Source organism: Agromyces tardus (assembly GCF_003710805.1).
In the GTDB taxonomy this organism is placed as follows: domain Bacteria; phylum Actinomycetota; class Actinomycetes; order Actinomycetales; family Microbacteriaceae; genus Agromyces; species Agromyces tardus.
The window spans coordinates 103,284-125,109 of the sequence record NZ_RHHB01000006.1; the positions used below are offsets into that span (position 1 = coordinate 103,284).

The following is a 21,826-nucleotide window of genomic DNA, read 5'->3' on the forward strand; positions in this document are numbered from 1 at the left end:
AGGCCCGCAGCGCGAGACGCGCCTACTTCTTGGCGTCCTTCTTCTCGGTCTCGCCCGAGAGCGCGGCGATGAACGCCTCCTGGGGGACCTCGACGCGGCCGACCATCTTCATGCGCTTCTTGCCCTCCTTCTGCTTCTCGAGGAGCTTGCGCTTGCGGGTGATGTCGCCGCCGTAGCACTTGGCCAGGACGTCCTTGCGCATCGCACGGATCGACTCGCGGGCGATGATGCGGGCGCCGATCGCGGCCTGGATCGGCACCTCGAACTGCTGCCGCGGGATGAGCTCGCGCAGGCGCCCGGTCATGAGCACGCCGTAGGCGTAGGCCTTGTCGCGGTGCACGATCGCGCTGAACGCGTCGACCTGCTCGCCCTGGAGCAGGATGTCGACCTTCACGAGGTCGGCGGCCTGGTCGCCCACCGGCTCGTAGTCGAGCGACGCGTAGCCCGCGGTCTTGGACTTCAGCTGGTCGAAGAAGTCGAAGACGATCTCGCCGAGCGGCATGTTGTAGCGGATCTCGACGCGGTCCTCGCCGAGGTACTCCATGCCGAGCAGCGAGCCGCGCCGCGACTGGCAGAGCTCCATGATCGTGCCCACGTAGTCCTTCGGGGCGAGGATCGCGGCGCGCACCATGGGCTCGCGCACCTCGGCGATCTTCGCGCCCGTCGGGAACTCGCTCGGGTTGGTGACCGTGACCGTCTTCCTGTCTTCGGTGGTGACCTCGTAGATCACCGACGGCGCCGTGGCGATGATGTCGAGGTCGAACTCGCGGCGCAGCCGCTCGGTGACGATCTCGAGGTGCAGCAGGCCGAGGAATCCGCAGCGGAACCCGAAGCCGAGGGCGACCGAGGTCTCGGGCTCGTAGACGAGCGCGGCATCCGACAGCTTGAGCTTGTCGAGTGCCTCGCGCAGCTCGGGGTAGTCGCTGCCGTCGATCGGGTAGAGGCCGGAGAACACCATGGGCAGGGGCTCGGTGTAGCCGGCGAGCGCCTCCGTCGCGGGCTTCGACGCGGTCGTCACCGTGTCGCCGACCTTCGACTGGCGCACGTCCTTCACGCCCGTGATGAGGTAGCCGACCTCGCCGACGCCGAGGCCCCTCGTGGGCGTGGGCTCGGGGGCGCTCACGCCGATCTCGAGGATCTCGTGGGTCGCCCTCGTCGACATCATCTGGATGCGCTCGCGCGGGTTCAGGTGCCCGTCGACCATGCGCACGTAGGTCACGACGCCGCGGTAGCTGTCGTAGACGGAGTCGAAGATCATGGCCCGCGCCGGGGCGTCCGCGCGGCCGACCGGTGCGGGGATGCGCTCGACGACGCGATCGAGGAGTTCCTCGACGCCGACGCCGGTCTTGCCCGACACCCGGAGGACGTCGTCGGGCGACCCGCCGATGAGGTCGGCGAGCTCGCGCGCATACTTCTCGGGCTCTGCCGCGGGCAGGTCGATCTTGTTGAGCACGGGGATGATCTCGAGGTCGTTCTCGAGTGCGAGGTAGAGGTTCGCGAGCGTCTGCGCCTCGATGCCCTGCGCGGCATCCACGAGCAGGATCGCGCCCTCGCACGCCGCGAGCGAGCGCGAGACCTCGTAGCTGAAGTCCACGTGGCCGGGCGTGTCGATCATGTTGAGGGCGTACGACGTGTCGCCGACCTGCCACGGCATGCGCACGGCCTGGCTCTTGATGGTGATGCCGCGCTCGCGCTCGATGTCCATGCGGTCGAGGTACTGGGCGCGCATGTCCCGGTCGCTCACCACTCCCGTGATACCGAGCATGCGGTCGGCGAGGGTCGACTTGCCGTGGTCGATGTGCGCGATGATGCAGAAGTTGCGGATCAGCGCGGGGTCGGTGGCAGCGGGCACCGGGGCATTGGCGGCTCGAGGGGACATCCCGACGATTCTCCCATGAGTTCGGTTCGCACTTTCGACGGATGCCGTGCACGGGCGCGCTGGCTAGTCTGGGATCACCATGACCGCGCTTGATGCCCCTCTCGTCGGACGGGTGCAGCCGTCGGCGCTGCGTCCCGTGTTCACGTCGCTGCGGGTCGGCCTCCACGTGCTGGTCGTCGGCCTCACGATCTTCGTCGTCGCGCGCGCCGCGCTCGCCGGCGGCGAGCAGGTCGTCGCCACCGCGATCCTCGCGATCGCCTTCATCGGCACCTACGTGGTCGGCGTCGTCACGGCGCACCAGGTCGTCACGCCGTGGATGCGGGCCGGGTGGCTCGTCATGCTGCTGGGCCTGTGGCTCGGCCTCAGCGCCCTCACGCCGGACGCCGCGTTCCTCGCGTTCCCCCTCTTCTTCCTCGAGCTGCACGTGCTGCCCGCGCGCTACGGCGTGCCGCTCGTCGCGCTGACCTTCATCCTCAGCGTGTGGAGCACGACGTCGCACCTCGGCTTCGCGGCCGGCAGCATCGTCGGACCGTTCATCGCCGCGGGCGTCGCGATCATCATCGGCCTCGGCTACCGCGCCATGGCCGTGGAGTCGCGCGAGCGTCAGGCGCTCATCCTCGACCTGCTCGCGACGCGCGAGGAGCTGGCGGCGGCGAGTCGGGAGGCGGGCACGCTCGCCGAGCGCGAGCGCATCGCCCGTGAGATCCACGACACCGTGGCGCAGGGCCTCTCGAGCATCCAGCTGCTCCTGCACGCGGCCGAGCGCGACGTCGACGATGCGCCGACGCGCGACAAGCTCCGGCTCGCCCGGGAGACCGCAGCGGAGAACCTCCAGGAGACCCGCCGGTTCATCCGCGAGCTCACCCCGCCCGCGCTCGATTCGCAGACGCTCCCCGCCGCGCTGCGCCGCCTGACCGAGGCGACGAGCGAGCAGGCGCGGCAGTCGGGGTCCCGCACGCGCATCTCCTTCACGACGAGCGGCGAGCCTCTGCCGCTGCCCATGTCGATCGAGGCCACGCTGCTGCGCATCGCCCAGGGTTCGCTCTCGAACGTGCTCAAACATGCGGATGCCGCACGCGCGGAGCTCACGCTCAGCTACCTCGGCGACGAGGTCGCCCTCGACGTCGTCGACGACGGGGTCGGCTTCGAGCCCACCATCGTCGACGCCGCGCACGCCGACGGCGAGTCCTTCGGCCTGCGAGCGATCCGGCAGCGAGCCGAGCGCCTCGGCGGAACGGCCGACGTCGAGTCCACCCCGGGCGGCGGCACCGCGCTGTCCGTGCGCATCCCGGCGGTGCCGGCATGATCCGCCTCCTCCTGAGCGACGACCATCCCGTGGTGCGCGCGGGCATGCGCGCCCTGCTGGAGGCCGAGTCCGACCTCGAGGTCGTCGGCGAGGCGGCCTCCGCCGAGGAGGCGGTGCAGCTCGCCGCGCGACCGGGCGTCGACCTCGTGCTCATGGACCTGCAGTTCCCGGGCGCCCTGCAGGGCGTCGACGCGACACGGCGCATCCGCTCGACCCGAGGCGCGCCCAAGGTGCTCGTGCTCACGAACTACGACACCGACGCCGACATCCTCGGCGCGATCGAGGCGGGTGCGAGCGGCTACCTCCTGAAGGACGCTCCCCCCGCCGAGCTCATCGCCGCCATCCGGGCCGCGGCGGCCGGGGAGTCGGCGCTCGCGCCGGCGGTGGCGTCGCGGCTCGAGGACTCGCAGCGGGCGGGCGACCAGCGCCTCACCGTGCGCGAGGCCGAAGTGCTCGCCCTCGTCGCCGAGGGCCGCTCGAATCGCGAGATCGGCCGCTCGCTGTTCCTCAGCGAGGCGACCGTGAAGTCGCATCTCGTGCACATCTTCACGAAGCTCGGCGTGGGGTCGCGCACCCAGGCCGTGGCCCGTGCCCGCGAGCTCGGGGCGATCCGGGCGGGCTGACGGATGCCGCGCGCCCGCGTCCTGCTCGTGCACGGGATCCGTACCTCGGCGTCCATGTGGCGCGGCCAGGTCGAGCGCCTCTCGCGGCACGACCTCGAGGTCGTGCCGGTCGACCTGCCGGGCCACGGGTCGCGGATCGGCGAGCCCTTCACACTCGACGCGGCGTTCCGCGTGATCGGCGAGGCGCTCGCCGGCGGTGCGAGCGGCGCGGCCGGCACGCCCGTCCCGGGCAGCCCGGCTGAGCCGCCACGGCTGCTCGTGGGGCTGAGCCTCGGCGGGTACCTGGCCATCGAGTTCGCGGCGCGGCATCCCGAGGCCCTCGACGGCCTGGTCGCGGCGTCGTGCAGCACCCGGCCGCGCGGGGCGGCGCTCGCCGGCTACCAGCGACTCGCGGCACTCATCTCGCGGCTGCCCGATCGGGGTCGCAGGCTCAACGACGTGATGGCGCGGGTGTTCCTCCCGGCCGACGCGGTCGCCGACGTCGTCGCGGGCGGCGTCGCACTCGACGTCATGCAGCCCACGCTGGCCGCGGTGGGTCGGCTCGACACCGAGCGCTCCCTCGCGTCGGTGACGGTGCCCGTCTGGCTCGTCAACGGGCAGTTCGACCACTTCCGCCTCGAGGAGCGACGGATGCTGCGCGCCGCCCCCGGGTCGCGGCGGGTCGTGATCCAGGGCGCCACCCACCTCGTGAGCCTCGCCCGCCCCGACGACTTCGCGGCGGCGGTGCTCGGCGCGGTCGCGGAACTCGAGCGCCGGGCCGCCCGCGCGCGGCGCCCTGCTGCGGAATCCGGTGAGGTCGCCGTGCCACCGTCACGGGCGGCCGGCTGACCGCGGACTCCGGCGCGCACGCTTTGGAGACTCACCCGCATGCTGGTATCGTTGCCTGTTGGCTTGCGTGTGGGTCCCACCCCGCACGATTCGCCGGGCGCGAGCCCCTCTACCTCGCGACGGCACATCCGGTACCCACACGAGAACGAAAGACGAACCACACGTGGCAAACATCAAGTCGCAGATCAAGCGCATCCGCACGAACCTCAAGGCGCAGGAGCGGAACAAGGCCGTGAAGAGCGAGCTCAAGACGGTCATCAACGCCACCCGCAAGGCGATCGCCGCCGGCGACAAGGAGAAGGCGACCGCCGCCCTCCACGTCGCGACCCGCAAGCTCGACAAGGCTGCGAGCAAGGGCGTCATCCACAAGAACCAGGCCGCGAACCGCAAGTCGGCCATCGCGAAGCAGGTCGCAGCGCTCTGACGCGACGACACTGATCGACGGCCCCGCACCCCTCGAGGTGCGGGGCCGTCGGCGTCCGCATGCGGGGCGGGCTGGGGTGCAGTGCCCTCAGCGACGGCGCAGTGCCCTCAGCGACGGCGCAGTGCCCTCAACGACGGTGGAGTGCCCTCAGCGACGCCCGCGTGACGCGACGACGCCGATGAGGCGCTCGAGCGCGAAGACCGGATCGCGCTCGGCCCCCTTGACGGCCGCATCGGTGGCGGCGAGCGCCTCGATGGTGCGGGCCAGGCCCTCGTCGTCCCACCCGGCGAGGTCGCGACGCGCGCGGTCGATCTGCCAGGGGGCGAGCCCGAGCGACGAGGCGGCCTGCGCCGATCCGCCGCGGAGCCCCGCGACCTTGGCCATCGTGCGCACCTTCATGGCGAAGGCGGCCACCATGGGCACCGGATCGGCGCCGCTGTCGAGTGCGTGCCGGAGCGCCATGAGCGCCTCGCCGTGCCGCCCCGCGATGGCGGCGTCGGCCACGGCGAACGCGTTCGTCTCGACGCGACCGCCGTAGTACTTGGCGACGACGGCGTCGTCGATGTCGCCCGGGGCGTCGGCGAGCAATTGCCGGCAGGCCGACGAGAGCTCGGCCAGGTCGTCACTGAACGCCGCGACGAGCGCGCGCAGGGCCGACGCGCTGATCCTGCGGCCGGCCGAGCGGAACTCGGCCGCAGCGAAGTCCTGCTTCTCGGTGTCCTTCTTGAGTTCGGCGCACACCACCTCGACGCCGCCGCCGGTGCCGGCCCGGATCGCGTCGAGCAGCTTCTTGCCGCGCATGCCGCCGCGATGACGCAGCACGAGCGTCGTGGACTCGGCGGTCGCCGGGAGGTACTCGAGCGCGTCGATGAGGAAGTCGTCGCTCGCGCGGTCGACCCCCGCCACGCGGATGAGACGGGGCTCGCCGAAGAGCGACGGGCTCGCGAGCGTGAGCAGCTCGCCGCGACGGTAGCCGTCCGCCTCGAGGTCGCTCACCTCGAGCGCGGGGTCTTCGGCGCGGAGGAACTCGCGGAGCATCGAAGTGGCGCGTTCGGCGAGCACGTCCTCGGGGCCGGAGACGAGCACCACGGGCGCGGGTCGCACGGCGTTCCAGGCGAGCTGCGGGATCGCGGACTTCGCCCGCGCCGCGGGTGCGTTGCGTGCGGCCACGTGCCCTCCGATGATCGATGCCGGTCAAGTCTACGGTCGGCCACCGACCCCGGACGCGTCGCGCTCCGACCAGACGCCGAAGGCCCCGTCGCCGAGCGCGTCGAGCAGGATGAGCCCCGAGCGATCCGTGCGCACCGGCGTGGTGCCCGTCGCCCTCAGGATGTCGAGGAGCCGATCGGTGGGGTGCCCGTAGCCGTTGTCGGCACCCACCCCGATCACCCCCACCGTCGCGTCGAGCTCGCGGTAGAGCGACTCGCTCTGGTCGGCACTGCCGTGGTGGGCCACCTTCACGAGATCGACCGGGCCGATGTCGGCGGCACGCAGCATCCGCGCCTGGGCCGACTCGCCCAGGTCGCCGAGGAAGACGCCACGGTACTCGGAGGTGACGAGATCGATGACGACGCTGGCGTCGTTGCCGGGCGCGAGGCCCGGCTTCGGCCAGCGCACGCTCCAGCGGGCGAACCCGAGCGAGCCCGTCGCGCCGGCCTGGACCTCGAGGGTGCGAGCTCCGGATGCCGCGAGCGGCTCGAGCACGCGCGCCGAGCGCCGGCCGTCCTCCGGGCCGTGCAGCACGAGGTCGACGCGCCCGGCGAGGGCCGCCGAACCGCCCACGTGGTCGGCATCCCAGTGGGTGAGCACGGCGAGGTCGACGCGATCGACGGCGAGCTCGTCGAGGCAACGGGCGAGCGCCGCGGGATCGGGACCCGCGTCGATGACCATCGTCGCACCGTCCTCCCGCACGAGCACGGCATCGCCCTGACCCACGTCGCACGCGGCGAGCTCCCAGTCGGTCGGTCGCGTGGCTCGACCGACGAGGGACGGCCCCGCCACGAGTCCCAGCGGCACCGCGACGGCGATGAGCAGCAGGACCGCCGCCGCGTTCCGCACGACCGGCGGCCCCCGGCGCGCGAGCACCAGCCAGAGGCCGAGCGCCGTCACCCCGGCGAACGTCACGGCGCCCACCGCATCGGGGAGCCATGGCAGCCGCTGGAGCGGTAGGCCGGCGGCCCCGCGGGCGACGACCGCGATCCAGTTCGCCGGCAGCCACGCGAGCTGGAGGAACGCGAAGCCCACCGACGGCAACAGCGGGAGCAGCAGGCAGCCGACGAGGCCCGCGACCGTCGCCACCGGGGCGGCGGGCGCAGCGAGGAGGTTGGCGGGCACCCCGTAGACCGGGATGGCCGGGTCCAGCAACAGGAGGACGGGCTGGCACGCGAGCTGCGCCGCGAGGGGCACCGCGACGACCGCGGCCAACGGCCTCGGCATCACCCGTGCGAGCACGCGAGTGAGTGGACGCGAGAGCAGCAGGAGCCCACCGGTCGCCGCGACCGACAGCGCGAAGCCGAAGTCGCGGGCGTACCACGGGTCGATCGCCAGCAGCACGACGACCGCGACGGCCAACGCGGGGACGCCGCCGCCGGCGCGGCCGCTCGCGACGGCCACGAGCACCACGACCGCCATGACGGCAGCGCGCACGACGCTCGACTCGGGCGTGACGAGGACGACGAAGGCGGCGAGGGCCAGCAGGGCGGCCACGACCCGGCCGACCCGCGGCACACCGAGCAGGGCGGCGACCGCGAACCCCGCGGCGGTGACGATCGCGCAGTTCGCACCCGAGACCGCGGTCAGGTGGCTCAGCGAGCTCGCCTTCATCGCCGCGTCGAGCTCCTCGTCGACGGCTGCCGTGTCGCCGATGGCCAGGCCGGGCACGAGCGCACCGCCATCGCCGCCCAGCTCGCCCGCGGCAGCCGAGAGCCGCTCGCGGAGGCCTGCAGCCCACGCGAGCCAGGGATCGGGCGGTTCGACGTCGACGAGCTCGCTCGCGGTGACCCGGAACGCCGCGGACTCCGCGGCGGGCAGCGGCGCGAGCCGCGCCCGCACGACCGCGCGTGAACCGAAGGCGAGGTCGGCATCGCCCGCCTGCACGGACACCACCACCGGGACGGTGGGGATCCCGATGCCGTCGAGCGCGATCGCCCGGGCCTCGACGCGATACGTGGTGGTTCCGACGGACCAGGGCGCCGCCCGGGCCGGCTGCGGCGCACCCGTGAGCTCGATCGTGAGCTCCGCCGTGCGCCGCTCCCCCGCCACCTCGACGAGCGGGCTCGTCGCCCGCGCCTCCAGCTGAAGGGACGCCTGCGTCGCGGCGACTCCCGCGCAGGCGGCGGAGACGAGCAGCGCCGCGAGGATGGCCGTCGTGCGAGCTCGGCCGGCGCCCGGGCGATCGGAGTGCGAGCGACCCGCGCCGACCCGGGCCCACCGCGGACCTCGCCACGAAGCCGAGACACCCGGTCGCGGCATCCGCCGTGCGCCGCCGAGGCGATGCCCCGCGAGCATCGCGATCGCCCCCGCGCCGAGCGACCAGGCCACCGCCGGTGCGAGCCATGTCGGCACGTCCGCGTCGGGCGCGCCGACGGCGCACCAGGCCGCGGCCCAGGCGGCCACGGCGGGCACGAGCAGCCGCAGGTCGTGCGCGCGCACTCAGAGGCTCACGAGGTCGACGATGCCCGAATAGACGGCGTCGCCGATGCCCGCGACGTCGAGCAGCTGGTCGACGCTCGTGAACGATCCGTTCGCCTCGCGCCAGTCGATGATGCGCTGCGCGAGCGCGGGACCGATCCGCGGCAGCGTGTCGAGCTCGGCGAGGTCGGCCGAGTTGAGGTGCACCTTGCCGTCACCGGCAGCGCCGCCGCCTCCACCGCCGGATGCGGTCGCCGGCGGCGCAACCTCGCCAACGGCGCGGACGACGAGCTGCTCGCCGTCGACCACGGGGCGCGCGAGGTTCACGCCCGCCGGGTCGGCCTCGGTCGTGAAGCCGCCCGCCGCGGCGACGGCGTCGACGACGCGGGAGCCGGGGGCGAGTTCGACGAGGCCCGGCTTCGCGACCGCGCCGAGCACGTGCACGAGCAGCGACGGTGCGCCGTCGATCGCCGCACCCGCTCCGCCGCTTCCCTCGGCACCCGCGCTCGGCGAACCGCCCGCGGCGCCGTGGTCGAGGCCGACGCCGGGTGCGCCGGGGCTCACGACGCCCTGCGCTCCTCCGCCGGAGCCCAGGAACGAGAGCACGGCCGCCACCGCGACCGCGACGATGAACAGGGTCACCGCAGCGCCGACCGCGAGGCGGGTGCGTGGCCGCGCCCGCGCGTCGAGCACGGCGAGCGGGTCGGTCGCGGGCTGTTCGGGCATGCCCGAACGCTACGGAGCCGCCGCGCGGCATCCGCCCGTCGTCACCTCAGCGGTGGGCCTGCAGGCGATCGCCGACCCTGTGGAGGCCGGGTGTCAGCGCTTCGTGGCGATGTTCACGAGCCTCGGCGCACGCACGATGACCGCGGCGATCTCCCGCTCGCCGATCGAGCGCACGACCGCCTCGGACGCGCGCGCGAGGGCCTCGAGCTCGTCGGGAGCGATCTTCGGCGAGACCTCGAGCCGGTCGCGCACCTTGCCGTCGACCTGGACGATCGCGGTCACCGACTCCTCGACGAGGAGGGCCGGGTCGGCCCTGCGCCACGGCACGAGCGCGACGCTCGGCTCGTACCCGAGCCGCTCCCACATGTCCTCCGCCGTGAACGGTGCGAACAGGTCGAGGATCATGGCCGTGACCTCGGCAGCCTCGCGCACCGCCGCATCCCCGGCGCCCGGCCCCGAGTCGATCGCCTTGCGCGTCGCGTTCACGAGCTCCATGAGTCGCGCGACGATCACGTTGAACTTGAACGCCTCGGCGAGGCCCGGCGCGTCGGCGAGCAGCCGGTGCGTGATCCGGCGCAGCGCCGGGTCGCCGGACTTCCACTCCACGTCGGGCGAGGAGGTGACCTCCCCCGCGATGCGCCACGCGCGTGCGAGGAACTTGGCCGACCCCGTCGGCGACAGGTCCGCCCAGTCGATGTCGTCCTCCGGCGGGCCCGCGAACGCGAGCGTCACGCGCAGCGCGTCGGCGCCGTGCGCCCCGAGCTCGCTCGCGAACTCGACGAGGTTGCCCTTCGACTTCGACATCTTCGACCCGTCCATGAGCACCATGCCCTGGTTCAGGAGGGAGGTGAAGGGCTCGGTGAAGCTCAGGTAGCCGAGGTCGAAGAGCACCTTCGTGATGAAGCGGGCGTAGAGCAGGTGCAGGATCGCGTGCTCGACGCCGCCGACGTACTGGTCGACCGGCGCCCACTTCTCGGCATCGGCCGGCTCGAACGCGCGCTCGTCGTCGTTCGGGTTGAGGTAGCGCAGGTAGTACCACGAGCTGTCGACGAACGTGTCCATCGTGTCGGAGTCGCGGCGCGCCGCTCCCCCGCAGTTCGGGCAGGCGACGTTCACCCAGTCTTCGGCCGCGCCGAGCGGGCTCGAGCCCTTGGGGCTCAGGTCGAGGCCCGCGGCATCCGGAAGCCGCACTGGGAGCTCGCTCTCGGGCACCGGCACCTCGCCGCAGTCGGGGCAGTGGATGATCGGGATGGGCGTGCCCCAGTAGCGCTGGCGCGAGATGAGCCAGTCGCGCAGGCGGAAGTTCTTGGCGGCGCGACCGAGCCCGCGCTGCTCGAGCAGTTCGATGACGCGGCGGATCGCGTTCGACTTCGAGAGCCCGTTGAGCGGGCCCGAGTTGATGAGGCGACCGTCGCCCGTGAGCGCGATCCCCGTGGAGGCGGGGTCGACCGCGGGCAGGTCCTCGGGGAGCATCGGCACCCCGTTCTCGTCGAGCGGGATGACGGGGATCACGCCGGTGACGGGCGCGTTCGTGTCGACGACGACCCGCACCGGCAGCTCGAAGGCACGGGCGAAGTCGAGGTCGCGCTGGTCGTGCGCGGGCACGGCCATGATCGCGCCGTGGCCGTAGTCGGCCAGCACGTAGTCGGCGGCCCAGATCGGGATGCGCTCGCCGTTCACGGGGTTCACCGCGTAGCGCTCGAGGAAGACGCCCGTCTTCGGGCGATCGGTGGAGAGCCGGTCGATGTCGGACTCGACGCGCACCGAGTCGAGGTAGTCCTGGAAGCGCTGCTGCACCTCGGGTGAGGCGCCCTCCGCGAGCTCCGCCGCGAGGTCGGAATCCGGTGCGACGACCATGAAGGTCGCGCCGTAGAGCGTGTCGGGCCGGGTCGTGAACACCGAGATGCGCTCGTCGCGGCCCTCGATCTCGAACTCGACGTCGGCGCCGGCCGAGCGGCCGATCCAGTTCCGCTGCATCGTGACGACCTTCGTCGGCCACGAGCCCTCGAGCTGGTTGAGGTCGTCGAGCAGCCGGTCGGCGTAGTCGGTGACGCGGAAGTACCACTGGGTCAGGGCGCGCTTGGTGACCACGAAGCCGCAGCGCTCGCAATGCCCGTTGACGACCTGCTCGTTCGCGAGCACGGTCTGGTCGTTCGGGCACCAGTTCACGAGGCCGGCCTTGCGATAGGCGATGCCCTGCTCGTAGAGCTTCAGGAACAGCCACTGGTTCCACTTGTAGTACTCGGGGTCGCTCGTGTGCAGCTCCCGCGACCAGTCGAACGACGGCGCGTACTGCTTGAACGAGCGCTTCTGCTGGTCGATGTTCGCGTAGGTCCACTCGCGGGGGTCGACGCCGCGCTTGATGGCCGCGTTCTCGGCGGGCAGTCCGAACGAGTCCCAGCCGATCGGGTGCAGCACGTCGAAGCCCTGGTGGCGCCAGTACCGCGCTGCGATGTCGCCGAAGCCGAACGCCTCGGCGTGGCCCATGTGCAGGTCGCCCGACGGGTAGGGGAACATGTCGAGGATGTACTTGCGGGGACGCGTGTCGCCGGGGGCGCCCGCGCGGAAGGGCTGGAGCTCGTCCCACACCGGAAGCCACTTCGCCTGGATCTCGGCGAAGTCGTAGGTGCCGCGCTCGGCGGTCTCGGCGGAATCGTGCTCGTGTGCCACGTGACTCTCAATCGTGATTCGCGGGGAACGGGATCGTGCCCGGTCGCGGGCGCGCGCGAGCGACGCCCGGTCATCAAGCCTACTCAATGGGCGGGTGCCGCCGCCCCGTCGCCGGGACGGGTTCCGTCGGCTCCGGTGTCCCCGCCGAGCACCGCGATGAGGGCGCGCGCCTTCACCCGCGTCTCCTCGACCTCCTCGTCGGCGACGGACAGCGCCGTGATGCCGCCGCCCGTGCCGATCGTGGCGCCGGCGGGGGTGAGCACGATCGAGCGGATGACCATGGCGAGGTCGGCCGTGCCGTCCACCCCGAGGCATCCGAACGCCCCCGAGTACACCCCGCGCGGCCCGCCTTCGAGCGAGTGCAGGATCCGCATCGCGCTCTCCTTTGGCGCCCCCGTCATGGAGCCGGCCGGGAACGCCGAGCGTACGGCGTCCAGTGCGGTGAGCGGATGCCGCAGCCGCGCCGTGACCGTCGAGACGAGCTGGTGCACGTGGGGGTACTCCTCCACGTCGAGCAGGACGGGCACCGCGACGCTGCCGAGCTCGGCGATGCGCCCGAGGTCGTTGCGCATGAGGTCGACGATCATGAGGTTCTCGGCGCGCTCCTTCTCGCTCGCGCTGAGCTCGGCGCGCAGTGCGGTGTCGAGGTCGGGGTCGTCGGACCGTGGGCGCGTGCCCTTCATCGGCTTGGTGGCGACCGTGCCGTCGCGCTCGACGAGCAGGAACTGCTCGGGCGAGGCGCTCAACAGGGCGACGTCGTCGAACCGGATGAATCCGCCGTGGTGGCTCGGGCTCGATCGGCGAAGCCGCAGGTACGCCGCGACCGGATCGGGGTGCGCGTCGACCTCGACGCGATTGGTGAGGCAGAGCTGGTACGCGTCACCGCGCACGATCGCCGCCTGGCACGCCGCGATCATGCGCCGGTACTCGTCGGGGCCGTGCCGCCAGCGGGTCGGCGCGTGCGCCGGGGCGGCGGCGTCGACGGGCGGTGTCGGCGGTCCCGCCGCCAGCCCGGCGATCGCAGCGGCCGTCTCCGCGACCCACCGAGCGGATGCCGCCCCGCCCCCGTCGTCGGCGCCGCCCGGCTCGAGCCACTCGAGCCGCACCGCGCGCGTCGCGTGCTCGAACACGATCACCCGGTCGGCGAAGAGGAACGCCGCGTCGGGCATCCCCGAGGGGGTCGCGGGAACCCCGAGGGTGCGGGCGCCGAACTCGTAGCCGAACCAGCCGAACCAGCCGACCGCCGCGCGCCCCGGGACGTCGCCTCCCTGACCGCCGCGTTCGTCGGCGAGGTCGCGGGCGATGGCCGCGTCCAGTTCTGCGTACACGCGCGCCGGCTCCGCGGCATCCGTGGCACCGAGCGACGGGCTGTCGGGCCGTGCGATCGCGATGACACTGCGCCCCCGGGTCGCGTCGTCGCCGCCGTCGAGCCACGCGACGCGGGCTGCGTCGGCCCCGAGCGCGAGGAAGACGCGCTCGGGCTCGCGCCACTCGGGCAGCGTGAGACTCCGAAGTCGTCGCGGCATCCCTCCAGCCTAGGACCCCTCCCTTCGGGGCCCCGTCTGCTCGGCGCGCGGCCGGCGCCGCGCGCCGCGTGGTCGACCGATCAGCTGGTCTGCAGCAGGTCCTGCATCACGGCGATCTCGGCGGTCTGGTCCTCGCCGATCTTCTTCGCGAGCGCGACCGCGTCGGGGTTCTGCGCCGAGCCGGGGCGTCTCCCGAAGCGGCCTCAGGATCCGGGCTGAACCGGGGCGTTGGTTCCGGGGCGCAACGTGACGGCCCGATCGACGAGCTCGTGCGGCGCGCCCGTGTGCGAGATGAGGACGACCGTCCGGTCGCGGCCCGCGGCCTCGAGCAGGTCGCGCAGGAGCGCGTCCGCGCGGTCGGCGTCGACGCTCGCCGTCGGCTCGTCGAGCACGAGCACCGGGAAGTCCGCGAGCATCGCCCGGGCGAGCGCGATCCGCTGCGCCTGTCCTCCCGAGACGAGGGCGCCGCGCTCACCGACGGGTGCGTCGAGGCCGCCGCGCTCGGCCGCCCACTCCGCGAGGCCCACCCGGTCGAGCACCGCGAGCAGCTCCTCGTCGGAGGCCGTGTCGCGCGCGAAGGCGAGGTTCTGGCGCAGGTCCTCGTCGAAGAGCCAGGGCCGCTGCTCCACGAGGCCGACGACGCGGCGCACGTCGCGCGGATCGAGGTCGCGCACCTCGGCGTCGCCGAGACGGTAGGAGCCCTTGTACTCGAGGAACCGCACCAGCACGTGGGCGAGGGTCGTCTTGCCCGCCCCCGACTCCCCCTCGACGAGCAGGCGCTCACCCGGGGCGACGTCGAGGTCGAGCGCATCCAGCGCTGCGGGCGCTCCCGTCCGCCCGACGTCGCCGGCCGCGGTCGCGTCGGCCCCGCCGACCTCGGGCCACCGGGCGCGCACGCCGCGGAGCCGAAGCGCCGGCGCCGGTACCCGCGTCGACGTCGACGTCGGCGCCAGGAGCGCCACAGGCTCGGCGGGCGTCGTCGGCACCTCGGCGGGGATCTCCTCGGGTACCGCATTCGCGACGCGTTCGGCGCTCGCGCGCACCACCCGCAGCGACCCGACGGCGATGGGAAGCGCCGACGCGACCTCGGCGATGGCGAGCGGCACGAGGCAGAGCACGGCGAAGGTCGGCCCGTCGATGCGTCCCCCCGCGAGCAGCGGCTCCGCGGCCGACAGGCTCGCCGCCGCGGCGAATCCGCCCACCGCGCTCATCGCCGCCGCTGCGATCCCCACCGCGGAGGCCCGCAGGCGCGTCGCGCGCTCGAGGCGCAGGCCCAGCCGGCGGATGCGCGCGCGGCCCGCCGCGGCGGCGTCGAACGCGACGAGCACCTCGAGCGCCTGCACGTGCTCCACCACGGCGGCCTGCAGCTCGCCGCGCAGCGGTGCGAGCCGCCGATCGGCGCGGGCGGCGATGACCTGCTGGGCGAGGATCGCGGCGGCGATGCCCACGGCGAGGCATCCGCCGACCGCGAGCGCCGATGCCGGGGCGAGCCACGCCAGGCCGGCGATCGCGGCGACGAGCACCACCGCTGCGCTCACGACGGGCTGCACGATGCGCAGCGACACGTTCTGCAGTTCGTCGACGTCGCCCACGAAGCGCGCGAGCAGGTCGCCGCGACGCGACGAGGCGAGCCCGTCGGGTGCGAGCGGCAGGAGCCGTTCGAACACCCCTGCCCGGATCGTCGCGAGCTGCCGGAACGCGGCGTCGTGACCGGCGAGCCGTTCGAGGTAGCGGAACACCGCCCGTCCGAGCGCGAAGGCGCGCACGCCGACGACCGCGACCGAGAGGTACAGCACGGGCGGCTGCTCCGCGGCGCGTGCGATGAGCCAGGCGCTCGAGGCGAGCAGGAGGACGCTCGAGAGCCCCGCGGCGACGCCGAGCAGCACCGACGGCAGCAGCCGACGGACGGGCGGCACGGCCTGTCGCAGCACGGCTTCGGCACGATCAGACACGTGCCACCTCCGGCAGTCGGATGACGCGGTCCGCCGCGTCGGCGAGACCCGCGCGATGCGTCGTGGCGAGCACGATCCGGCCCTCCCGCGCGAGCTCGCGCAGGCGGGCACCGAGCGCCCGCTCGCGGTCGGGGTCGAGCGCGGAGCTCGGCTCGTCGAGCAGGAGCAGCCGCCCGTCGGTGGCGAGGAGCCGGTGGACGGCGCGGGCGGTGGCGACCCGCTGAGCCTGCCCGCCCGACAGCCCGGTCCCGCCCGGCCCCAGCACGCGGTCGGCGGGGAGATCGACGCCGCCGAGGCGGAGCGCGCGGTCGAGCAGCGCACCCGGGGCATCCGCGTGCCCGAGGCGCACGTTGTCCGCGATCGTGCCGGCGAGGAGTTGCGACGACTGGCCCGACCACGCGATGCGGGATCGCGTCGCCGCTCCGATCGGCTCGCCGTCGAGCGCTGCCTCGCCCTCGACCTCGGCGAAGCCGAGCAGGGCTGCGAGGAGGCTCGACTTGCCCGATCCGCTCTCCCCCATGACGACGACGAATTCGCCGGGCGCGGCGTCGACGTCGAACCCCTCGAGCACGGGGCTGCCGTCGCGCAGCACGCGGAGGTCGCGGATGCGGAGGCCTGCGGGATCCGGTTCCGAGGCACCGCGGGCATGCGGCTGCGCGGCCACCGTCGCCGCCGCGGTCGCGGGGGCGCCGGTTCCGCCTGCCGCGTCCGCCTCCGCTTGGTCGAGCAGGTCGAGCGCGTCGCGCGATGCCTCGAGCCCGGCGGTCGACGCGTGGAACGCCGCCCCCACGTTGCGCAGCGGCAGGAACACGTCGGGCGCCAGCACGAGCACGAAGAGGCCGGGCGCGAGCGTGAAGTCGCCCGCGACGAGCCGCAGGCCGATCGACACGGCGACGAGCGCGACCGAGAGGCTGGCGGCGAGTTCGAGCGTGAACCCCGACAGGAACGTGACGCGCAGCACCTTCATGGTGCTCGAGCGGTACGCGTCGGTGACCGTGCGGATGCGGGTGACCTGGCGCTCGGCGCGGCCGAACACCAGCAGCGTCGAGAGCCCGCCGAGCACCTCGAGGAACCCCTTGGACAGGGACTGCAGCCGCTGCCACTGCCGGCGCTGCACGGCCTCCGTCGCCATGCCGACGAGCGCCATGAACACGGGGATGAGCGGCAGCACGATCACCATGATCAGGCCCGAGACCCAGTCGGCGGTCCACACGGCGACGATGAGCACGGGGGTCGCGACGACCGTGAGCACGAGCTGGGGCAGGTAACGACCGAAGTACTCGTCGAGCGCGTCGAGCCCCGGCCCCAGCAGTGTGGCGGCCCGGGCGGTCGTCAGGTTGCGGATGCCGCCCGGCCGGCGTTCGAGCGCGGCGAGCAGGTCGTCGCGCAGCTCCGCCTTGACGCGCATCGCTCCCGCCGAGCCGACCCACTCCCAGAGCCAGCCCGACAGGGCGCGAACCGATGCCGCGACGAGCAGCAGGGCGAGGATCCCGCCGAAGCTTCTCGGCGCCGCGCCGTCGATGAACCTCGTGACGAGCGTCGCCAGTGCCCAGGCGAAGCCGATCGTCGCACCGGCCTGCAGGAGCGCCAGCGCGCCGCCCGCGAGCACGAAGCCGCGGGCGGCGCGTGACCGGCGGAGGAGCCGCGGGTCGAGCGGCCGCACGTCAGTGCGCCACCGCTTCGATCGTCTGCCTCGTGATGCGCTTGCGGAACACCCAGTACGTCCAGCCCTGGTACGCGAGGATCAGCGGCAGGAAGATGAGCGCCGTCCAGCTCATGACCGTGAGCGTGTAGGGCGTCGACGAGGCGTTCGCGATCGTGAGGCTGTTCGCGGGGTCGTTCGACGCGGACATCACGTCGGGGAAGAGCGCCGCGAAGAGGCCGAACACGGCGGCGGCGATGGTGATGGCCATGAGCGTGAACGCGGTGCGCTCCGCGGCGCGGCCGTTGGCGAGCCATGCGCCGATGAGCGCGAGTGCGGCGACGGCCGCGAGGACCCAGAACCAGAAGGTGCCGTGGGCGAACCCGGTCCACACGAGGAATGCCGCGGCGACGACGATCGTGAGCACGCCGACGCGGGCCGCGAGGTGGCGCGCCCGTTCCCGGATCTCGCCGTCGGTCTTGAGCGCCGCGAAGATCACACCGTGCGTGAAGAACAGCAGCAGCGTCGTGAGGCCGCCGAGGAGCGCGTAGGGGTTCAGCAGGTCGAACAGTGTGCCGATGTAGTTGTGCCCCTCGTCGAGCGGGACGCCCTGCACGATGTTCGCGAACGCGACGCCCCACAGCAGTGCGGGCACCGCGGACCCGACGATGATCATGCCGTCGAACCACGCCTTCCACTTCGACTCCGGCCGCTGGTGCCGGTACTCGAACGAGACGCCGCGGGCGATGAGCGCCACGAGGATGAGCAGGAGCGCGAGGTAGAACCCCGAGAAGAGCGTGGCGTACCACTCCGGGAACGCCGCGAACAGCGAGGCGCCGGCGACGATCACCCAGGTCTCGTTGAGGTCCCAGACCGGGCCGATCGTGTTGATGAGCACGCGGCGATCGGTGTCGTCCTTCGCGAGGAAGGGCAGCGACATCCCGATGCCGAAGTCGAACCCGTCGAGCACGAAGTAGCCGACGAAGAGGAAGGCGACGATCCAGAACCAGAGCGTTGCGAGATCCATTGCGGAGTCCTCCTAGTAGACCGTCGAGGCGGGTTCGAGCTTGCCGGTTTCGGGATGCGGCTCCCCCACGTCGGGCGGCCCCTTGTGGATCGCGCGCAGGATGAGCCGCACCTCGACGACCGCGAGGGCGCCGTAGGCCAGCGTGAACACGACGAGCGAGATGAGGACCTCGAGGCCCGTCACGTTCGGCGACACGGCCGACGCGGTCGGCAGCAGGCTGAAGACGATCCAGGGCTGACGGCCCATCTCCGTGAAGATCCAGCCGACGCTCATCGCGGCGATCGAGAGCGGGAAGCTCCAGATGGCGACCTTCCAGATCCAGCGCTGCTTCGGCAGGCGGCCCTTGCGGGTGACCCAGAGGCCGACGACCGCGATGATGACGTGCAGCAGGCCGAGGCCGATCATCCAGCGGAACGCCCAGTAGGTCACCCAGATGATGGGCGAGTAGTCCCCGGGACCGTACAGCTCGGTGTACTGCGCCTGCAGGTCGTTGATGCCCTCGACGCAGCCGTCGAAGCTGTGCGTCGACAGCAGTGAGAGCAGGTACGGCACGCGGATCGAGAAGAGTTCGCTCGAGCCGTCGGGCGTGCCGAGGGTGAAGAGCGAGAACGAGGCATCCGCCCCGCACACCGTGTCGTAGGTGGCCTCGGCGGCGGCCATCTTCATCGGCTGGGTCGCGACCATCGCGAGGCTCAGCTGGTCGCCGAAGAAGGTGGTCAGGATGCCGGCGCCGACCATCGTCCAGAGTCCGAACTTGAGGAGCGGCCGCATGGTGTCGAGGTGCTGGTTGCGCGAGAGGTGCCACGCCGCCGCGCTGATGATGAGGCCCGCCGCGACCATGAAGCTCGCCGCGATCGTGTGCGGGAACGCGGCGAGCACGACCCGGTTCGAGAGCACCGCCCAGATGTCGACGAGCTCGGCGCGGCCCTTCTCGGCGTTCATCTCGTAGCCGACCGGGTTCTGCATGAAGGCGTTCGCGGCGAGGATGAAGTACGCCGAGATCACGGTGCCGGCCGCCGTCGCCCAGATCGTGGCCAGGTGCAGCCCTCGTGGCAGCTTGTCCCAGCCGAAGATCCAGAGACCGATGAACGTCGCCTCGAAGAAGAACGCGAGCAGGCCCTCGAGCGCCAGCGGCGCGCCGAAGACGTCGCCGACGAAGCGCGAGTACTCCGACCAGTTCATCCCGAACTGGAACTCCTGCACGATGCCCGTCACGACGCCCATGGCGAAGTTGATGAGGAAGATGTTGCCGAGGAACCGCGTGATGCGCAGGTACTCGGTCTTGCCGGTGCGGTACCACGCGGTCTGGAACACGGCGGTGGCGGTCGCGAGGCCGATCGTGATCGGCACGAAGAGGAAGTGGTAGACGGTCGTGATGCCGAACTGCCAGCGGGCGAGCAGGAGCGGATCGAGAAGGTCGTTCACGGGCGGGGGCCCCTCTCTCGGGATGTCCGGCGACATCCGGCGAATCGGATCAGTACACAGCGTAGAGCACGATTTCTACGCTGCGTAGAACCATTGGCCTCTTGCGCGCTATCCTCGATGTATGGCAGGACTCGGCGAGCTCGAGCGCTCCGTCATGGAGGCGCTCTGGGCCAGTGACGTCGCCCTCACGGCGAACGACGTGCGCGATCGCGTCGCGTTGCGATCGGAGCCCGGCCGGGCCCCCGCGACCACGACCGTGCTCACCGTGCTCTCCCGGCTCGAGCGCAAGGGCTTCGTCGCCCGCGCGCGCGATACCCGCCCGCACCACTACCACGCGCTCCTCTCCCGGGCCGAGCACACCGCCGAGCTCATGCACGAGGTGCTCGCCGCCTCGTCCGACCGCGACGCGGCCCTCGCCCGCTTCGTCGGCACCGTCACCGACGGCGAGGCGCAGACGCTGCGGCGCCTCCTCGACGACCTCGTGCGACGCTGACGTGATCGCCGCGGCCGCCGTGCTCGGCGTCCTCGCCCTCGCCCTCGCGTGGCCTGCCCCGGTCGCACTCTCCGGCGCGAGCTGGACCGCGCGCTCGCCCGCGACGGCGCTCGCCCTCTGGCAGGGCATCGCACTCGGCGGCGGGCTCGCGATGATCGGCTCGCTCCTCGCCTTCGGCGCGGCCCCGGCCGGATCGCTCGCGGGCGCCGCCACGAGCCTGCTCCCCAGCTTCTGGACGGGCCCGATCCCCGCCGCGTTCGGCGTCGTGCAACTCGCCTCGCTCACCCTCGCGGTCGGGCTCGCCGTGCACCTCGCGCTCAACCTCGTGTCCACCGCCGTGCGTGCCGAGCGGGCCCGACGCCGCCAGCACCGGCTCGTCGACCTCCTCGGCGATCCCCTGCCGGGTTCGCCGGGTACTCGGGTGCTCTCCCACCCCGTGCCCGTCGCGTACTGCGTCCCCGGCATTCGCACCGCCACGGTGCTCACCGACGGGCTCGTCGACCTCCTCGACGACGACGAGTTGCGCGCGGTGCTCGCGCACGAGCGCGCGCACCTCGACCAGTTCCACCACCTCGTGCTGCTCGCGTTCCGCGCCTGGCACGCGGCCCTGCCCTGGTTCCCGATCGCGAACCGCGCCGAGGGCGCCGTCGCGCTCCTCACCGAGATGCTCGCCGACGACCGTGCCCGGGCGGTCGTCGGCGCCGAGCCCCTCGCGACCGCGCTCGTGCGGGTGGGCACCGCCGGCGAGCCCGGCGCCTACGCGGACGCCGGCGGGGTGCACCCCGACCCCCGGATGCTCGAACGGCGACTCGCGCGACTCGATCCGGGCACGACGCCGCTCCCGCGGTGGGCGCGCGCCGCCTGCTGGACGGCCGCGATCGCCACGGCGGTCACCCCCATCGTCGTGCTCGCGTCGATCCTCGTCTGACCGCCGCCCGCATGCGCCGCCGCCCGCATCGCGGCCGCCCCGCCTAGGCTCGAAGACGTGAACGAGCTCCTCGACTGGATCCTCGGCACCGTGCAGAGCGTCGACCCGGTGCTGCGCACACTGCTGGCGGGCATCGGCATCATGCTCGAGACCAGCGTGCTGGTCGGGCTCGTCGTCCCCGGCGACACGATCGTGATCGTGGCGTCGACCGCCGTCGACGGCCCCGTGGAGTACTTCGCGCTCGCCCTGGCCGTCGTGGTCGGCGCGCTCATCGGCGAGAGCATCGGCTTCGCGCTCGGGCGGTGGTTCGGGCCCGTCATCCAGCAGTCCCGGCTCGGCCGCCGCATCGGCGACGACAACTGGCACCGCGCCCAGCGCTACCTCGAGCGCCGCGGCGGCCCTGCGGTCTTCATCTCGCGCTTCCTGCCGGTGCTGCACTCGCTCGTGCCCCTCACCGTGGGCATGAGCACGATGAGCTATCGCCGCTTCATCGCATGGACGGCGCCCGCCTGCGTCATCTGGGCGTTCGCCTACGTCTCCGTGGGATCGGCTGCCGCGGGAAGCTACCGCGAGCTCAGCCGCGAGCTGCACTGGGCGGGCTACCTCTTCGTCGGCGTGATCGCCGCATTCCTCCTCGTGGTGTGGGCCGCGAAGAAGCTGCTGCTGCGCTCCGAGGCGAAGCACATGGCGGATGCCTCGGAGTCGAGCGTCATCGTCGGCGCCGACGGGGTCGTGCGCACGGTCGAC

16 protein-coding genes and 1 pseudogene are annotated in these 21,826 nt (G+C 72.8%); 7 read left to right on the top strand and 10 right to left on the bottom strand.

The features are described 5' to 3' along the window. Positions 1–22 precede the first annotated feature (22 nt). A complete protein-coding gene (lepA, locus tag EDM22_RS06010; protein ID WP_122936152.1) occupies positions 23–1,879 on the bottom strand; it encodes a translation elongation factor 4 in 1,857 nt (618 codons plus the stop codon). A 79-nt stretch (positions 1,880–1,958) separates the two neighbouring features. Between lepA and EDM22_RS06015 the strand changes: the two genes are divergently transcribed. The 4 genes from EDM22_RS06015 to rpsT all read left to right on the top strand — a co-directional run bounded on the left by EDM22_RS06015 (position 1,959) and on the right by rpsT (position 5,060). Continuing rightward, complete coding sequence (locus tag EDM22_RS06015) at positions 1,959–3,185, top strand: sensor histidine kinase (protein ID WP_245989244.1); 1,227 nt, start codon at positions 1,959–1,961, stop codon at positions 3,183–3,185. Then, positions 3,182–3,808 (top strand): response regulator, encoded by a 627-nt coding sequence (locus EDM22_RS06020; protein WP_122936154.1) that lies wholly within the window; start codon positions 3,182–3,184, stop codon positions 3,806–3,808. The genes EDM22_RS06015 and EDM22_RS06020 overlap by 4 nt, the downstream gene beginning before the upstream one ends. Positions 3,809–3,811: 3 nt before the next feature. After that, complete coding sequence (locus EDM22_RS06025; RefSeq protein WP_122936155.1) at positions 3,812–4,636, top strand: alpha/beta fold hydrolase; 825 nt, start codon at positions 3,812–3,814, stop codon at positions 4,634–4,636. 163 nt (positions 4,637–4,799) lie between these two features. Next, positions 4,800–5,060, top strand: a complete 261-nt coding sequence (gene rpsT, locus EDM22_RS06030; protein ID WP_122936156.1) for a 30S ribosomal protein S20 — start codon at positions 4,800–4,802, stop codon at positions 5,058–5,060. 147 nt (positions 5,061–5,207) lie between these two features. Here the strand turns inward: rpsT and holA are convergent, their stop codons facing one another. The 9 genes from holA to EDM22_RS06080 all read right to left on the bottom strand — a co-directional run bounded on the left by holA (position 5,208) and on the right by EDM22_RS06080 (position 19,658). Next, the gene (holA, locus tag EDM22_RS06035; protein ID WP_122936157.1) at positions 5,208–6,230 is read right to left on the bottom strand and encodes a DNA polymerase III subunit delta; all 1,023 of its coding nucleotides are present in this window, start codon (positions 6,228–6,230) and stop codon (positions 5,208–5,210) included. 30 nt (positions 6,231–6,260) lie between these two features. Then, positions 6,261–8,711 carry a ComEC/Rec2 family competence protein gene (locus tag EDM22_RS06040; RefSeq protein ID WP_122936158.1) on the bottom strand — a complete coding sequence of 817 codons (2,451 nt, stop codon included), beginning with the start codon at positions 8,709–8,711 and terminating at the stop codon, positions 6,261–6,263. Next, positions 8,712–9,416, bottom strand: a complete 705-nt coding sequence (locus EDM22_RS06045) for a ComEA family DNA-binding protein (RefSeq protein WP_122936159.1) — start codon at positions 9,414–9,416, stop codon at positions 8,712–8,714. Between the two features lie 93 nt (positions 9,417–9,509). Then, entirely contained in the window at positions 9,510–12,086 is a 2,577-nt protein-coding gene (gene leuS, locus EDM22_RS06050; protein ID WP_122936160.1) for a leucine--tRNA ligase, read from the bottom strand. A gap of 83 nt (positions 12,087–12,169) precedes the next feature. Then, positions 12,170–13,612 carry an aminodeoxychorismate synthase component I gene (gene pabB, locus EDM22_RS06055; RefSeq protein WP_122936161.1) on the bottom strand — a complete coding sequence of 481 codons (1,443 nt, stop codon included), beginning with the start codon at positions 13,610–13,612 and terminating at the stop codon, positions 12,170–12,172. Between the two features lie 203 nt (positions 13,613–13,815). Continuing rightward, positions 13,816–15,564 (bottom strand): thiol reductant ABC exporter subunit CydC, encoded by a 1,749-nt coding sequence (cydC, locus tag EDM22_RS06065; RefSeq protein ID WP_170964034.1) that lies wholly within the window; start codon positions 15,562–15,564, stop codon positions 13,816–13,818. Next, entirely contained in the window at positions 15,557–17,227 is a 1,671-nt protein-coding gene (gene cydD / locus EDM22_RS06070) for a thiol reductant ABC exporter subunit CydD (protein ID WP_122936163.1), read from the bottom strand. Before cydD ends, cydC begins: the two co-directional genes overlap by 8 nt. A 1-nt stretch (position 17,228) precedes the next feature. Continuing rightward, positions 17,229–18,233 (bottom strand): cytochrome d ubiquinol oxidase subunit II, encoded by a 1,005-nt coding sequence (gene cydB, locus EDM22_RS06075; protein ID WP_122936164.1) that lies wholly within the window; start codon positions 18,231–18,233, stop codon positions 17,229–17,231. 12 nt (positions 18,234–18,245) lie between these two features. Further along, positions 18,246–19,658: a cytochrome ubiquinol oxidase subunit I gene (locus EDM22_RS06080; RefSeq protein ID WP_122936165.1), complete on the bottom strand. Its 1,413-nt coding sequence runs from the start codon at positions 19,656–19,658 to the stop codon at positions 18,246–18,248. 121 nt (positions 19,659–19,779) lie between these two features. Between EDM22_RS06080 and EDM22_RS06085 the strand changes: the two genes are divergently transcribed. The 3 genes and pseudogenes from EDM22_RS06085 to EDM22_RS06095 form a co-directional block, all read left to right on the top strand. Continuing rightward, entirely contained in the window at positions 19,780–20,151 is a 372-nt protein-coding gene (locus EDM22_RS06085) for a BlaI/MecI/CopY family transcriptional regulator (protein ID WP_122936166.1), read from the top strand. Between the two features lies 1 nt (position 20,152). After that, positions 20,153–21,079 carry a M56 family metallopeptidase gene (locus EDM22_RS06090; RefSeq protein ID WP_122936167.1) on the top strand — a complete coding sequence of 309 codons (927 nt, stop codon included), beginning with the start codon at positions 20,153–20,155 and terminating at the stop codon, positions 21,077–21,079. Between the two features lie 57 nt (positions 21,080–21,136). Next, positions 21,137–21,802: pseudogene (locus EDM22_RS06095) on the top strand (DedA family protein); the annotation flags it as partial. Positions 21,803–21,826 lie beyond the last annotated feature (24 nt).

Excerpts from the sequence above, each read along its gene's own strand:
- lepA (WP_122936152.1), bottom strand. The coding sequence starts at position 1,879 with ATGTCCCCTCGAGCCGCCAATGCCCCGGTGCCCGCTGCCACCGACCCC.
- EDM22_RS06015 (WP_245989244.1), top strand. The coding sequence starts at position 1,959 with ATGACCGCGCTTGATGCCCCTCTCGTCGGACGGGTGCAGCCGTCGGCG.
- EDM22_RS06020 (WP_122936154.1), top strand. The coding sequence starts at position 3,182 with ATGATCCGCCTCCTCCTGAGCGACGACCATCCCGTGGTGCGCGCGGGC.
- EDM22_RS06025 (WP_122936155.1), top strand. The coding sequence starts at position 3,812 with ATGCCGCGCGCCCGCGTCCTGCTCGTGCACGGGATCCGTACCTCGGCG.
- EDM22_RS06045 (WP_122936159.1), bottom strand. The coding sequence starts at position 9,416 with ATGCCCGAACAGCCCGCGACCGACCCGCTCGCCGTGCTCGACGCGCGG.
- pabB (WP_122936161.1), bottom strand. The coding sequence starts at position 13,612 with ATGCCGCGACGACTTCGGAGTCTCACGCTGCCCGAGTGGCGCGAGCCC.
- cydB (WP_122936164.1), bottom strand. The coding sequence starts at position 18,233 with ATGGATCTCGCAACGCTCTGGTTCTGGATCGTCGCCTTCCTCTTCGTC.
- EDM22_RS06085 (WP_122936166.1), top strand. The coding sequence starts at position 19,780 with ATGGCAGGACTCGGCGAGCTCGAGCGCTCCGTCATGGAGGCGCTCTGG.